The sequence below is a fragment of the Actinomadura sp. NPDC048394 genome (genome assembly GCF_040651755.1).
In the GTDB taxonomy this organism is placed as follows: Bacteria; Actinomycetota; Actinomycetes; order Streptosporangiales; family Streptosporangiaceae; genus Spirillospora; species Spirillospora montaniterrae.
In genome coordinates, this window is the sequence record NZ_JBEZJL010000018.1 from 54,411 (window position 1) to 68,468 (window position 14,058).

The 14,058-nt window shown below is 75.2% G+C and carries 11 protein-coding genes; 1 reads left to right on the forward strand and 10 read right to left on the reverse strand.

Annotated features, from left to right (window positions below; genetic code table 11):
- Positions 1 to 29: 29 nt before the first annotated feature.
- Positions 30 to 797 carry a metallophosphoesterase gene (locus tag AB0C78_RS15020; RefSeq protein WP_360747199.1) on the reverse strand — a complete coding sequence of 256 codons (768 nt, stop codon included), beginning with the start codon at positions 795 to 797 and terminating at the stop codon, positions 30 to 32.
- A 54-nt stretch (positions 798 to 851) separates the two neighbouring features.
- Positions 852 to 1,547 (reverse strand): copper homeostasis protein CutC, encoded by a 696-nt coding sequence (locus tag AB0C78_RS15025; RefSeq protein WP_151546646.1) that lies wholly within the window; start codon positions 1,545 to 1,547, stop codon positions 852 to 854.
- Positions 1,548 to 1,777: 230 nt separating this feature from the next.
- Between AB0C78_RS15025 and AB0C78_RS15030 the strand changes: the two genes are divergently transcribed.
- Positions 1,778 to 3,568: a long-chain fatty acid--CoA ligase gene (locus AB0C78_RS15030; protein WP_360747202.1), complete on the forward strand. Its 1,791-nt coding sequence runs from the start codon at positions 1,778 to 1,780 to the stop codon at positions 3,566 to 3,568.
- 67 nt (positions 3,569 to 3,635) lie between these two features.
- Here the strand turns inward: AB0C78_RS15030 and AB0C78_RS15035 are convergent, their stop codons facing one another.
- From AB0C78_RS15035 to AB0C78_RS15070, 8 genes are all read right to left on the reverse strand, one after another.
- Positions 3,636 to 4,298: an NAD(P)H-binding protein gene (locus tag AB0C78_RS15035; RefSeq protein WP_360747205.1), complete on the reverse strand. Its 663-nt coding sequence runs from the start codon at positions 4,296 to 4,298 to the stop codon at positions 3,636 to 3,638.
- Between the two features lie 80 nt (positions 4,299 to 4,378).
- Positions 4,379 to 5,740 (reverse strand): DUF1996 domain-containing protein, encoded by a 1,362-nt coding sequence (locus tag AB0C78_RS15040; RefSeq protein ID WP_360747208.1) that lies wholly within the window; start codon positions 5,738 to 5,740, stop codon positions 4,379 to 4,381.
- Positions 5,741 to 5,775: 35 nt separating this feature from the next.
- The gene (locus tag AB0C78_RS15045) at positions 5,776 to 6,411 is read right to left on the reverse strand and encodes a DUF4142 domain-containing protein (protein WP_360747211.1); all 636 of its coding nucleotides are present in this window, start codon (positions 6,409 to 6,411) and stop codon (positions 5,776 to 5,778) included.
- Between the two features lie 173 nt (positions 6,412 to 6,584).
- Complete coding sequence (locus AB0C78_RS15050) at positions 6,585 to 8,099, reverse strand: ferredoxin (protein ID WP_360747214.1); 1,515 nt, start codon at positions 8,097 to 8,099, stop codon at positions 6,585 to 6,587.
- Complete coding sequence (locus AB0C78_RS15055) at positions 8,096 to 9,112, reverse strand: hypothetical protein (RefSeq protein WP_360747216.1); 1,017 nt, start codon at positions 9,110 to 9,112, stop codon at positions 8,096 to 8,098. The genes AB0C78_RS15050 and AB0C78_RS15055 overlap by 4 nt, the downstream gene beginning before the upstream one ends.
- A complete protein-coding gene (locus tag AB0C78_RS15060; RefSeq protein WP_360747219.1) occupies positions 9,093 to 10,787 on the reverse strand; it encodes a hypothetical protein in 1,695 nt (564 codons plus the stop codon). Before AB0C78_RS15060 ends, AB0C78_RS15055 begins: the two co-directional genes overlap by 20 nt.
- A gap of 319 nt (positions 10,788 to 11,106) precedes the next feature.
- Positions 11,107 to 12,648, reverse strand: a complete 1,542-nt coding sequence (locus AB0C78_RS15065; RefSeq protein ID WP_360747222.1) for a penicillin-binding transpeptidase domain-containing protein — start codon at positions 12,646 to 12,648, stop codon at positions 11,107 to 11,109.
- 550 nt (positions 12,649 to 13,198) lie between these two features.
- Positions 13,199 to 14,008, reverse strand: a complete 810-nt coding sequence (locus AB0C78_RS15070; RefSeq protein ID WP_360747225.1) for a hypothetical protein — start codon at positions 14,006 to 14,008, stop codon at positions 13,199 to 13,201.
- Positions 14,009 to 14,058 lie beyond the last annotated feature (50 nt).

Genomic DNA, 14,058 nt, shown 5'->3' on the forward strand with positions numbered 1-14,058 from the left:
CGGGCCGCTGTCCTACAGCACGGTATCCGTCACACCGTCAGGACGTACGGGACCCCGCGCGCGCGGAAGTGGCCCACGTTCACGCATTCGGTGCGGCCGATGCGGATGCGGGCGGCGAGCGGCTGATGGACGTGCCCGAACAGCACGTATTTCGGCTGCGTGCGGTGGATCGCGTCGAGGATCGCCTCGCTGCCCCGCTCGAACCGGCGGGCGACGGTGTCGTAGAGCAGGTCGGGGACGGCGGGCGGGATGTGGCAGCACAGCACGTCCACCTCCCCGACCGCCTCGACCTTCGCCGCGTACGCGTCGTCGTCGAGCTCGTAGGGGGTGCGGTACTCGGTGCGGAGCCCGCCGCCGACGAACCCGAACCGCAGCCCGCCGATCTCGGTGGTCTCGCCGTCCAGGACGCGGTGCCCCTCGCGCAGGTGCGGCGCCCACATGCGCGGGACGTCGACGTTGCCGTAGGTGAGGTAGGCGGGGGTCGGCATCGCGGCGAAAAGCTCGGCGTACTGGCGGTCGACGGCCCGCTCGATGTGCGGCCACGCGTCCCCCTCCAGGGAGGCCCACAGGCCGCGGGAGAACTCGCGGGCCTCGTCGAAGCGCTTCTCGGTGCGCAGCGCGATGAACCGGTCGGCGTTCTCCTGCCCGAACAGGTCGGCGAAGATGCCCTGCCCGTGGTCGGAGTAGTCGACGAACAGGATCAGGTCGCCGAGGCAGATGAGCGCGTCCGCGCCGTCGCCCGCGCTCTTCAGCGCGTCCGCGCGGCCATGGACGTCGCTCACCACGTGGATCCTCATGAACCGACTCTAATAGGGGACCACTCCCCCGAAAACGGGCGCCCCTCCGGGGTGTCAGCCCGCGGCGGCCGACACCAGCGAGCGCCACTCCCCCACCAGCGCCGGGTCGACCGGGGCGTCCCAGGAGCCGTCCGGGCGGACGGCGGTGCCGACGTGGAACGCGGTGACGCCCGCGGCGGCGAGCACGGCGACGTGCTTGCGGCGCAGCCCGCCCCCGGCCATGATCAGCGCGGCGGAGCGAGGGTCCTCGGCGGCGCGCCGGACCAGCACGTCGACGCCGGCGTCCACGCCGCGCGCCGAGCCCGCCGTGAGCACCGCGTCCAGGCCGCCGTCGAGCGCCCGGACCGCCTCCCACGCCTGGACGGGGTCGGCGGCGTGGTCGACCGCCCGGTGGAACGTCCACGGCAGCGGCGCGCAGGCCGACGCGAGCTTGCCGGTCGCGCCGGCGTCGACGTGGCCGGAGGAGTCGAGGAAGCCGAGCACGAACCCGTCGGCGCCGGCGGCGGTGAGGTCGGCGGCGGCGCGGACGAGCCGGTCCAGCTCCGCGCCGGTGGTGCGGAACCCGGCGTTGGCCCGCAGCATGACCCGCAGCGGCAGCGCCGTCGCGGCGCGCACGGCCGCGACCATGTCCGGGTCCGGGGTGAGGCCGTCGGCGCCCATGTCGGCCACGACCTCGATCCGGTCGGCGCCGCCGTCCTGCGCGGCGCGCGCGTCCGCGGCGGTCAGCGCGATCACTTCGAGCAGGGCCATGGCTTCCCCCGACCACTTCCGTATACGACCAGGTCAAGGGTAGGGGACGGACGGGCGGTCGCCCGGCTGCGGCGAGCGGTCTTTGCCGTGCCGTTAACCGTCGATCCGGAGGCCGCGGCGGGGCGGGACGCTCACTTCCCGACGGTTTTCCTACTCGTGGGTATCATTCACCTTCGGAGGGACCGGCAGGTTCCCCCGCCGTCCCCGAAGACCGATCACAGGAGTGGGCCGTGCGCGAGTTCAGCGTCCCCCCGATGGTGGAGGTCCCCGACTCCGCCAATCTGACCGACGCGCCCTTCACCCGGGCCGCCGAGGAGCCCGGCGCCATCGTGCTGCGCCGCCGCGCCGGCGCCGCCTGGAGCGCCGTCACCGCGGCGGAGTTCGCGGCCGAGGCCGCTGCGGTGGCCAAGGGCCTGGTGGCCGCCGGCATCGAACCGGGCGACCGGGTCGGGCTGCTGTCGCGCACCCGCTACGAGTGGACGCTGCTGGACTACGCGATCTGGACGGCCGGCGCGGTCGCCGTCCCGATCTACGAGACGTCCTCCGCCGAGCAGATCGAGTGGATCGCCGGCGACTCCGGCGCCAAGGCGCTGTTCGCCGAGACCGACGCGCACCTGGCGCTGGTCGGCGAGGTCCGGGACCGGCTCCCGGGCCTCGCGCACGTCTGGGGCATCGACGCGGGCGCCGTCGCCGAGGTCACCGCGCTCGGCAAGGACGTGGCGGACGCGGCGATCGACGAGCGCCGCCGGTCCCGCGGCGCCGCCGACGTGGCGACGCTCGTCTACACCTCCGGCACGACCGGCCGGCCCAAAGGCTGTGAGATCACTCACGGGAACCTCGTCGCGACGGCCCGCAACGCCGTGCAGGGCGCGATCTCCGAGATCGCCGTCGAGGGCAGCTCCACGCTGCTGTTCCTGCCGCTGGCGCACGTGTTCGCCCGGCTGATCGAGGTCGCGTCCATCGAGGGCGGCATCGTCCTCGGCCACAGCGACGTCCCCAGCCTGCTGCCCGACCTCGCCTCGTTCCGGCCGACGTTCCTGCTCGCCGTCCCGCGGGTGTTCGAGAAGGTCTACAACGGCGCCGAGCAGAAGGCCGACGCCGACGGCAAGGGCAAGATCTTCCGGGCCGCCGCGGCGACCGCGATCGACTACAGCCGGGCGCTGGACACCGGCGGCCCCGGCCTCGGCCTCAAGGTCAAGCACAAGGTCTTCGACGTGCTGGTGTACGGGAAGCTGCGCGCGGCCGTCGGCGGCCGGGTGCAGTACGCGGTGTCCGGCGGCGCCGCGCTCGGCGAGCGCCTCGGGCACTTCTTCCGCGGCGTCGGCATCACGATCCTGGAGGGCTACGGCCTCACCGAGACGACCGCGCCCGCGACCGTGAACCGGCCCACCGCCATCCGGGTCGGCACCGTCGGCAAGCCCATCCCGGGCGTGGACATCCGCATCGCCGAGGACGGCGAGGTCCTGGTCCGCGGCGTCAACGTCCTGCACGGCTACTGGAACAACGAGGCCGCGACGAAGGAGGCCATCGAGGACGGCTGGTTCCACACCGGCGACCTCGGCGCCCTCGACGCGGACGGCTTCCTGAAGATCACCGGCCGGAAGAAGGAGATCCTCGTCACGGCGGCCGGCAAGAACGTCGCGCCCGCGCCCCTGGAGGACCGGCTGCGCGCCCACCCGCTGATCAGCCAGTGCCTGGTGGTCGGCGACGGCCGCAAGTTCATCAGCGCGCTGATCACGCTGGACGAGGAGGCGCTCGGCCCCTGGAAGGAGCGGCACGGCAAGCCCGCCGCGATGACCGTGGACGAGCTGCGCCGCGACCCCGACATCGTCGCCGAGATCGAGGGCGCCGTCGCCGACGCCAACAAGTCGGTCAGCCACGCCGAGGCGATCAAGAAGTACGTCATCCTCGGCGTCGACTTCACCGAGGAGGCCGGGCACATGACCCCGAGCCTGAAGGTGAAGCGCAACGTCGTGATGAAGGACTTCGCCGACGAGATCGAGTCCCTCTACACCGCCTGACCGCGAGCCCCGGCCCGGCGCCGGCGCGGCGCCGGCGCGGCGCCGGGTGTGCCGGGTCGGCGGCGGGTCAGCGCAGGGCGGCGACGGCGTCGGCGATGCGGGTGTCGCCGTTCAGCAGGTCGAGGGTGCGGTGCCGGGCGTCCGGCAGGGCGTCCAGCAGCGCGACGATCACCGCGGCGACGTCGTCGCGGGTCACCGCGCCGTGCCCGATCGGCGGCTCGGCGAGCGTCACCAGCCCGGTGCCCGGGTCGTCGGTGAGGCGGCCCGGGCGCAGGATCAGCCAGTCCAGGCCGCCGCGCGCCCTCAGGTCGTCCTCGGCCTCGCCCTTCGCCCGGATGTAGGCGGCCCAGACGTCGTCGCGGCCCGGCGCGGGCGGCTCGCCCGCGCCCATCGCGGACACCTGCACGAAGCCGCGCACCCCGGCGCGCTCCGCCGCGTCCGCCAGCAGCACCGACGCGGCCCGGTCGACGGTGTCCTTGCGGGCGGCGCCGCTGCCCGGCCCGGCGCCCGCGGCGAACACGACCGCGTCCGCGCCCGCCAGGTCGCCCGCCACCTCGCCGGCCGACGCCGCCTCCAGGTCCCGGACGACCGGCGTCGCGCCCGTCGCCCGCACGTCCGCCGCGTGGTCGGGGTTGCGGACGAGGCTCACCACGGTGTCCCCGCGGCCGGCCAGCAGGCTCGACAGCCGCAGCGCGATCTGCCCGTGCCCGCCCGCGATCACGATCTCCATGACGGCGATCCTACGCGCGGGCGGGCCCGTGGCCCGGGACCGGGGACCGGCGGACCGGCCTCGGCTCCCGGAGCGGGGGATCAGCCCCGGCGCCCGTTGATCGCGGTGACGGCCTTCTGCATGAGCTGGTCGGTCATCACGTTGATGAAGTCGCCGTGGTCGGTCACCGGGTCGTGGCCCTCCTCCGGGAAGGTGTCCAGCGCGAACGCCAGCGCCTTGGCGGGCAGGCTGTAGGCCAGCGTCATCCGCAGCTGCGGGACGGCCTTGCGGCCCTGCGGGCACTGCCCCGTCCGCGGGTCCGGGAAGACCATGTGGTCGCGGTGGTTCGCGCTGTCGGTGTTCTGCCCGTCCCAGCAGCTCGGGAAGTTCAGCACGCGCTCCACCATGCTGCCCTTCGGGCACAGCGGGTACTTGTCGGCGAACGCCCGGTTCTCGAACCCGCTGCACGTCCACTGGGCGTGCGCGTTGGCCGTGCCCTTCGACGACGCCTTGGCGTCGCCGGTGACGATCCGGGTGAACCGCGGGATCGCCGTCACCTTGCTGCGCGGGTTGCCGAGGAACTGCAGGCGCACCTTCGCCGGGGTGACGACGCTGCCGGTGTTGCCGTCCACCTGGCTCTGCGCCGCGCGGTCGGAGTCGTCCTGGCCGGCGCGCAGCCGCACGACCGGCCAGTAGTAGGTCGACTGGTCGCCGTTGGTGCAGGTCGTCCCGGCGGCGGCGAGCGTCTGGTCGGTCGAGAGCGCGCTCGTGTCGAGGTTGCCGACGTAGTCGTGGATGTGGTGCGCGCCGTTCTGGACGCCGGGCGCCACGATCACGTTGTCGGGGTTGCTGTGCTTCTGCCCCGCGTTCGTCCCGCAACTGGACGTGAACACGCCGGTGGAGGCGGCCCGCGTGCGCCGCGGCTGCCGGACGGGCTGCGCCTGGCGGATGTCGACGAACTGGTCGGCGGTCGGGCCCGGCTTCACCTGGCTCTGGCCGCCCTGGCCGCCGCCGTTCTGGCCGCCGTTCTGGCCGTCGCCGTTCTGGTTCTGGCCGTCGCCGTTCTGGCCGTCACCGTTCTGCTGGCCGTCGCCGCCCGGCTGGTTCGGGTCGGTCTGGCCGGGGTCCGGGGACCCGGAGTCCGGCGGGGTGGGGACCGCGGTCTGCGAGGGGTCGCCCATCCCCGGCATCTGGCCGTCGCCCATGCCGGGCATCTGGCCGTCGCCGTTCTGGCCGCCGTCCTGGCCGTCGCCCGGCTGGGCACCTCCGTTCTGCTGACCGCCGCCGTCCGCGGGCGGGCTCGTCTGCCCGCCCCGGTACTTCTGGACGTGCCCGGCCGGGTCGGCGGTGATGGTCGCGCGGCCCGGTAGCGCCCCGGCGCCCCCCGGCACGTCGTTGCACGCCGACGCGGCGAGCACGACGGCCGGAACGATCACGGCGAGGGCCTTCCTTTTTCTTCCCATGGAGTACTCCCTTTGAGCGGGGGGTGGGATACCCGTCAGTGCAGCGCGGACTTGGTGACCAGGCCGGTGCTCTCCAGCAGCTGCATATGGTGCAGGACGAATCGCATCCCGCGTTCCGCGTAGGCCCGGACGAGCGAGTTCTGGCTTTGCACGCGGGCCTTGGCGGCGAACGGCAGGACCTGGCCGTGGGCGGAGCGCATCCGGAACACGTAGTCGGTGTCGAACGACTTCCCGTCGAGGCCGGCGAGCTCGCGGAGATAGCTCCGCTGCGTGCCGTTCGGAATGGCCGGCAGGGACACGCCGAGCTGCTGCGCGGTGGCCCTGGTGTCGGCGTCCAGCTGCATGTGCTCCTGGTTGATGATCTTGCCGATCTCGCGCACCCGGGGGCTGGCGCCGCGCTGCACGGCCATCTGGCTGGCCGGCATCTCCCAGAGCCCGGCCTGCCGGACCTTGACCAGCAGGAGCCGGTCCTGGGCGCTCAGCGGCCCCCATTTCGACGGGATCGTGGCCCCCTTGTCGATGCCGTTCGCCGGGGCGACCCGCGGATTGAGGAGGACCGCGACCGCGGCGGCGACGACGGCCAGGACGGCCAGCAGGAGCAGGCCGCGGCCCCGCCGGAGCCCGAACCGCGGGAGCCGGCGCAGTTCCGCGACACCGTACGAATTCCTCACCGAAATCCCTTCCTCCTCTCGGGAACGCACCGAAGAACGGAGCCGGCGCTGTTTCGCCGGGTCATACGCACCACGCCCGGGCGGAGGTTCACCGGCGGGCGCGCTTTTTCATTTCTCCGACCCGTCCGTAATGGCCGGACGGGCCGCCTCCAGCAGCGCCGTCAGCAGCGCCGTCAGGAGCGCCGCACAGGGCCGCCCGGGACTCCGCCGACGACCCGCAGCGCCAATGCCGGGCACATCGCGACCGCTTTCTGAACGTCCCGCTCCATCCACGACGGAATGTCGCTTCCGAGCACCACCGGAAAGCCGTACCGGTCGAGCTGGATCAGTTCCGGGACGAGATAGGCGCACAGCCCGTGGCCGTCGCAGCGGCTCCAGTCGATCGCCACCCGCCCCTCCCGCCCGGTCGGGACCGGCAGCGGCAGCACCCCGAACGTCGGCAGCCCGCAGGTGCCGCCGTAGCGGTGCGCGTCGATGTCGGCCGTGAACGCCTCGACCGCCGACAGCACGAACCGCGCGGTCCCGTCGGGGTGGGTGCAGGCGCCGCGGCCGCGCCCGATCGCCGCGGCGCGGCGCACGTCCTCGACCGTCCCGCCGCCCTCCATGAGCGCGTTGAGGGCGCGGACGACGTCGGGCAGCCCGAGCCGGCACGGGCCGCACTGCCCGGCCGACTGCGCGGCGAGGTACGACGCGATCCGGGTGACCTCGCCGAGCGGGCAGGTGCCCTGGGCGAGCGGCAGGATGATGCCGGCGCCGACGGTCCCGCCGACGGCGCGCATCCCGGCCCGCGACAGCACGGCCCGCGCCGCCCCGGCCGGGTCGAGCCACGCCCCGTGGTAGCCGCCGACCAGGACGCCCGGGCCCGGCGGCACGTCGCAGTGCTTCAGGACGTCCCGCAGCGCCGTGCCGTACGGCGCCTCGACGACCGTGGTACCGCCGACGGTGAGCAGCGTGGTGCCCGGCTCGTCCTCGGTTCCGGCGGAGGCGTACAGGTCGGGGCCCAGCGAGACGAGCACCGCGAGCTGCGCGAACGTCTCGGTGTTGGACAGCAGCGTCGGGTACCCGTCGACGCCCGACTCGGCGGCGCGGACCTTCACGCCCGGCGGGATCGGCGTCTCCCCGTTGATGGCGCGGATCACCGCGCCGCTCTCCCCGGAGATGAACCGCTCGGTCAGCCGGACGACGCGGGCGGGCATCCGCCGCTCGCCGATCGCGGCGCGCACCGACCGGGCCGCCTCGTCGCTCTCCACGGCGAGGACGATCCGCTGGGTGCCGAGCGCGGTGGCGACGATCTGCGCGCCGTCCAGCACCAGGTGCGGGGCGCGGCCGAGCAGCACCTTGTCCTTGGCGCTGCCGGGCTCGCCCTCGGCGCCGTTGACGACCACGACGACGTCCTCGCTGGACCCGCGGTCGCTGCCCTTCTCGCCGGGCAGCAGCAGCGTCTGGTCGGCGGTCGGGTGGTTGACCCTTGACGCGACGGCGGTGAGCTTGCGGGCGAACGGGAACCCGGCGCCGCCGCGTCCGCGCATGTCGACCTGCTCGGCCATCCGGACGAGGTCCTCCAGCGACGGGACGCGCAGCCGGCCGTGCACCGCGAGGTGCCGGTCGAGGTCGAGCCGGTCGAAGCGGTCGAAGCCGAGGGTGAGCCGGGGCCCGCCGATGTTGGAGACCGTGTGGACGGCGCTCACCGGATCACCTCGGTGTCCCAGCCGCCGCCCTCGCCCGGCAGGGGCGCGCCGCGCGGGTCGGTGACGGTGGAGCGGGAGTCGCGCCCGCCGAGCGTCCCGCCGACCCGCGAGCCGTCCACGCCGCGCGGGTCGTCATAGCCGCGCGGGTCGTCGTCGTAGCCGAGCGGATCGTCATAGCCCCGCGGATCGTCATAGCCGGGCCTGTCGTCATAGCCGGGCCGGTCGTCGTAGCCGGGGCGGTCGTAGGCGGCGCGGTCGTCGTAGCCGCGCGGGCCGACGGGGCGCGGGTCGCGCTCGGGGAACCGGCCGCGGGCGCGGCGCGCCGCCGCGGACGCCGCCGCGCGCTCGCCGGTGCCGAGGGCGTCGCCCGCCCGCCCGACCTCGCCCGGCTTGATCACGACGATCAGCCGGGTCGCCAGCGCGATGATGACGCCGACGACGCTCATCACGTAGCTGAGCACCACCCAGTTCGCCGCGAGCCGCCCGGCGGTCAGGCCGTGCAGGATCGCGATCGGCCAGGAGATGTACGCGACGGCGTGCATCGACCGCCACACCCACGGGCGGGCGCGGGCCACGAACCGGGTCCGCAGGATCCCGGTGATCACGATCAGCACCATCAGCTCGAACGCGACGGTGCCGAGGCCGACCGCGTCCGGCGTCGGCACCACGATCTGCGCGGGCGTCGCGAGGCCGCCCAGCACCTTCACCGCGATGTGCGCGACGACCATCACCGACGCGACGACCGCGCACGCGCGGTGCGCGCCCTGCGCGAGCACCCGGTGCCGGATCTTCAGGATCAGCCGCTCGGTGGCCAGCAGCCCGGTCATCACCGCGCCGGTCAGCGCGAGCAGCGTGAAGACGCCCGCGTAGAAGGAGAGGAAGTACTGCGCCTGCGCCGCGGCGACGGCGCCCGGCGGGGTCGCGGCGCCGGCGAGCACCAGCACCGCGCCGACGAGCACGGCTCGCAGCGCCCACGCGGGCACCGCGGGATCGTCACTGTTGCGTGTTCGCACCGCTCGGACTCCTGTTCTGGGTAGCGGACGGCGACGGGTCGCCGGCCGATCCTGCGCCGCCGCCCGGCTCGTCGCCGGGCGCCGGAGGTGACGGCGGGGCGTCCGCCGCGGGGACCGCGCCGAGGTTGGCGATCAGGCCCCCGGGCAGCACCTGGAGCAGCCCGCGCTCGGCGTATCCGAGCAGCGGCTTCGCGCGCTCGCTGAACGTCCAGCCGCCGATGACGGCGCCGTCCAGCGGGACGGGCGCGGCACCGCGGCGCAGGTCGAAGCGGACCTCGGCACGGGCGGCCGGGGCGCCGCCGCAGGCTCCGGCGGTGCCGGTGCGGCCGAGCGGGTCGCCCCGCCCGACGACGCTGCCGTCGCGCAGCTGCGCCGCCGCCCGCACCCGGTCGTAGACGGTGGCGACGCCGCTGGCGTGCACGACCATGAGCAGCGCGGGCCCGGAGCCGTCTCCGCAGAACCGGTAGAGCCAGCCCGCGCCGGACGCGAGGACGCGCCCGTCGCCGCCCGTGAACGCCAGGGCGGACAGCGGGCGCTGCGCGGACGCGGGGTCGGCGGTCAGCATCGTCCAGGACGTGCCGGTCTTCCACGGCAGCATCAGACCGTCGCCGGTGCCGGTGCCGTTGACCGCGGCGGCGGCCTGCTCGGCGGACAGCGCGCCGTAGCGGCGCAGCGCGCGGGACTCCGCCGCGGACATCACGGTCGCGGGCATCGCGCCGAGCAGGGTGCCGAACGCGGTGCCGCCGGACAGCCCGACCCGCCACTCCCGGCCCGTCCAGCGGGCCGCGAAGAACGCGATCTCAGGGTCGGCGGCGCTGCTCGCCGGGACCGGGATGGCGGTGGTGCCGAACACCCACGTCCCGTCGGCGCTGGTCCGGGTGGCCGCGACGATCGGCGCCCGCGCCGGCGCGGCGCCGTAGGCCTGCTTGGCCGCGGCGCCCCGCTCGGCGAGGGTCAGCTTGCGGACCTGCGCGGCCAGCGCCTGCGCGTCCGGACGCGCCGGGGCGGCCGGCGCCGCCGGCGTCCCCGGCTGCTGCCGGTGGGGCTGCGGCGCGCCGGGCGAGGCGGTGCCGTGCCCCTTCGGGTGACGCGCGCCCTTGCCCGCGGCGACCGACTCGGTCGTGCCGATCGGCCGGCCTTCCAGCAGCGTCCGCTCGGCTATGCCCAGCAGGGAGAGGCCGACGACGGCGGACAGGATGACCGCGCCGACGCCGATCCGGTCGGTGGGCAGGCGCGGCCCGCGGGGCCGCGCCTTCGGCCCGGGCCTGGGCCGGGTCGGCGGGCGCCGCCCGGAGCCGCGTCCGGACCCCTGGGCGGGGTCGCGGCGCCGCGCCGCGGCGGGCGGCTCGGCCTGGTACGCCGCCTGAGCCTGGTACGCCGCCTGTGCCTGGTACGCCGCCTGTGCCTGGTACGCCGAGCGGCGCGGCGGCTGCCGCCGCGTGCGGCCCTTCTCGCGCCGCCGGACGTCGCGGCGCGTGGGTTCGCGCCGGCGCCGCCGGCCCCGCTCGTCCCAGCCGGGCTGCTCCGACCACCACGACCCCTCGGGCCATTGCGGTTCGTCCGGCCGGCGGCCGGGTGAGGGCCGGGCCCCCGTCGAGGAACGCTGGGGTGCCCGCGCCCACGGTGAAGCATGCGTGTTGATCCGGGACGCATGCCCGTCGTCACGTCGCGCCATGCCCTCTCCTGTGGAGGAGGCGGAGCGCAGGCGAGCGCCGGGGTCGGCTCGGTGCCGTCCGGGCGCGCGGCCCGTCGGCGGTCCTGCTGAGACATCGGGAACGCGGTCTGCGGGAGCCCGCTCGCTCCCACCGCGTTTCCGTACGGGATTCCTAATGGATCCCGCCGATCACCACCGGAGCATACGCCCCATTGGCCCCTCAGATGAGAGATGGTGACAAAAAACGGTTCAAGCCGCGTGCGCGGCCGTTCCGCTCATCGTTGGAGTACGGGCACGGGGCGTCCCGCGTTCAGTGGTTCGGGAACCATTTCGCGGCCGGTCAGCGCAAGAACGCGGCGGCGAGCGGCGCGGCCGTCTTCGGGCCCGAGCCGCCGTCCTGGACGAACACCGAGAACGCCAGGTCGCCGCGGTATCCGATGAACCAGGCGTGCGAGGAGCCGTCGTCGGAGAACTCGGCGGTCCCCGTCTTGCCCGCCGTGCCGGACGGCAGGCCGGCGCCCGCGGCGGTCCCGCCGGTGACGACCGCCCGCATCATCGACCGCAGCGCGGCGGCCCCGGGGATCGGGTGCGGGTCCGGCGTGTCGCCGCCGCTCTCGCGGACCAGCTTCGCCGGCACCAGCCGCGGGGGCCGCCACGCCCCGTCCGCCACGGCCGCCGCGACGCTCGCCATCAGCAGTGGGGTCGCCTGGACGCGCCCCTGCCCGATCCCCGCCTCCGCCAGTTCCGCGCCGCTTTGCGGGTCGGGGAACCCGCCCTCCATCATCCGCACGCCGGGGTAGAACCTCGTCTCGAACCCGAACCTGCGGGCGCTCGCGGCGAGCTTGCCCGCGCCCAGTCCCTCGACCGCCAGGCGCGCGAACGTGGTGTTGCAGGACGCGGCGAACGCGCCGCTCAGCGTCGTGCGCCCCAGCTCGTGGCCCTCGTCGTTGCGGATCGTCCGCTGCGCGGTGACGACGGACGCGGGGCAGTCGGCGGGCGTGCCCGGCCCGGCCCCGTCCGCGACCAGCGCGCCCGCCGTGACCACCTTGAACGTCGAGCCGGGCGGGTAGAGGCCGGTGAACGCGCCGAGCCCGCCGAGGGCGTCCGCGACGGCCAGGACCTCGCCCGTGGACGGCCGCAGCGCGACGATCGACGCGGCCCGGGGCACGGAGCGGACGGCCTTCTCCGCCGCCGTCTGCAGGCGCCGGTCCAGGGTCGTGCGGATCTTCCGGCCGGGCTTGCCGCCCAGCACCTTCACCCGCTGCGGCGGGCCGTCGCCGTCGCGCATCTCGATGACCCACCTGGCCTCGTCGTAGCCCTCCGGCGTCATGGTGTCGACGAGTTCCGCCAGGTAGGGCGCGAGGAGCCCGGTGTCGGGCAGCGCCTTGCCGTCGCGGGCGACCAGCGTGACGGCGGGCAGCCGCACCTGGCCGAGCGACCACGTCCCCCGGCCCTTCAGCCCGGGATAGAGGGTCGCGGGCGTCCACAGCACCCGCCACCGGCCGTCGACGCGGCCGAGCCGCAGCACCGCGCGGAACGACCAGTCGCCGTGCCCGACGAGCGACCGGGTGACGGTGAAGTCGGCCTGCGCCGCGTCAGGGCCGGTCCGCACCACCGGACGCGGCTCAACGATGATCGAGGAGACCGTCAGCCCCCGCGACAGCGCCCGGTACTGCTGGACGAAGTCGCCGGGCGGGTCGGCGCACAGGTCGCGCATGTCGTCCAGCGCCCCGCGCCGCCAGGCGGCGAAGAAGTCCGCCGCGACCTTCTCCGGCGTCCCCGCGCCGCGCCCGCCGCGCAGCTGCCGGGCCGCGACCAGCCCGCCGGCCAGGGCCACCGCCACCAGCACGGCGAGCACGAAGACGCCGCCCCGCGACCGCATCCGCGCTCCCCTCCCCCGCCCCCCTGAATGGAGATCATCCCAGCGGCCACCGGAAATGGACATGGCGACGAACGACCGTTTTGAGGCCGGACCTGGCCGATGAATTAGTGATGAGTAATCCGCCCCTTAAGTCCGCTTTAACGGGGGTGCCGGCGGGCGGGGCGCGGCCTAGCGTCGGGGACGTCGATGACCGAGCTCGCACAGCGGCAGGAGGTTCCGCGATGGCCCAGCGCCGCATCGGGACCGTTCCCGGCCGCGTCCGGATGGCCCACCACTCCCGGGCGGCCGGTCACCGAACCGGGGCCGTGCCCCCGGGCCCCGTCCACGCGGCACCGATCCGGCCACGCCGGACGGCCCTTCGCGGCGCGCCCGTCTCCAGGTCCTCCCCCACCGGGCGCAGGGCCGGCCGGCGCAGGATCGCACCCACCTCGGCAGGGGCGTGCGCGTGGAAACGGTCTCCGGAGCCCGGGCACGGCCCCCCTCGATCCGCCGGTCCCGGGACGGGTCCCGCCTACGGCGCGGGGGCGGGGCCCGTCCCGGGACCGCGCGGCTAGCGCGTCCAGGGAAGGCGGACGGCCTCCAGCTCGGGGTCGTCCAGCAGCGCCTGGACGAGCGAGGTCGGACCGACGACCTTCGTGCCCCACAGGTCCCAGTCGCAGTACACGACCCAGGAGCGGTCCTCCGCCCACAGGTCGGACGGGCAGCTCGCCATCGCCGGATGGTCGTACAGCCCGGCCGCGTCGCCCAGCCGGCCCGCCAGGACCGTCTCGTCGTCCCAGTCCGCGGTGACGAGCGGGCAGTAGTACGCCAGGCAGCGGGTGGCGGCGCCGTCCAGGCTGTGCCGCAGCAGCACCCCGACCAGCCGGTGCCAGCTCTCCCGGTCCAGGCAGCCCTCCGCGGGCGGCCGGATGGCCGCCGACCAGCTGCCCGCCGGATGCCCCTGCCGCAGGCAGCGGTTGCCGGGCAGCTCCCCCTCCGGCACCGCCGGCTCGCCGAACCCGCGCGCCAGCTCCCGCCAGCGCAGCCGCCGCCAGCCCGCGCCCGGGTCGCCGCTGCGGCCGAGCTCGGTGCCGGTGACGATCGCGCCCTCCAGCAGGTCGCCCACGTCGCCCGGCGCCTCCCCGGCCGGGTCCGGCGGCTCGACCAGCCCTGCTCCGAGCACCGACTGGTGGACGTCGTCGTGCGTCGTGGTGACCAGGCCCTCCTCCCACGCGTACATCGCGTGCAGGAGCCACGCGGAGTCGGGATTGCGGGGCGGCTCGAAGCCCGAGTAGCAGTGGTCGGGATCCAGATCGTGCAGCCACCGCGCGGTCTCGCCGGGAACCCTGGCCCACGCGCCCTCGATGTCCGCGTTCTCCATACTGGGCATCCTGTCACCCGGCACGGGCCCGGCGATACGCGGCGGTCGTC

What these genes read in the sequence shown, in the direction of transcription:
- AB0C78_RS15020 (WP_360747199.1), bottom strand. Translation starts at nt 797, where the DNA reads ATGAGGATCCACGTGGTGAGCGACGTCCATGGCCGCGCGGACGCGCTG.
- AB0C78_RS15025 (WP_151546646.1), bottom strand. Translation starts at nt 1,547, where the DNA reads ATGGCCCTGCTCGAAGTGATCGCGCTGACCGCCGCGGACGCGCGCGCC.
- AB0C78_RS15035 (WP_360747205.1), bottom strand. Translation starts at nt 4,298, where the DNA reads ATGGAGATCGTGATCGCGGGCGGGCACGGGCAGATCGCGCTGCGGCTG.
- AB0C78_RS15040 (WP_360747208.1), bottom strand. Translation starts at nt 5,740, where the DNA reads ATGGGAAGAAAAAGGAAGGCCCTCGCCGTGATCGTTCCGGCCGTCGTG.
- AB0C78_RS15060 (WP_360747219.1), bottom strand. Translation starts at nt 10,787, where the DNA reads ATGGCGCGACGTGACGACGGGCATGCGTCCCGGATCAACACGCATGCT.
- AB0C78_RS15065 (WP_360747222.1), bottom strand. Translation starts at nt 12,648, where the DNA reads ATGCGGTCGCGGGGCGGCGTCTTCGTGCTCGCCGTGCTGGTGGCGGTG.
- AB0C78_RS15070 (WP_360747225.1), bottom strand. Translation starts at nt 14,008, where the DNA reads ATGGAGAACGCGGACATCGAGGGCGCGTGGGCCAGGGTTCCCGGCGAG.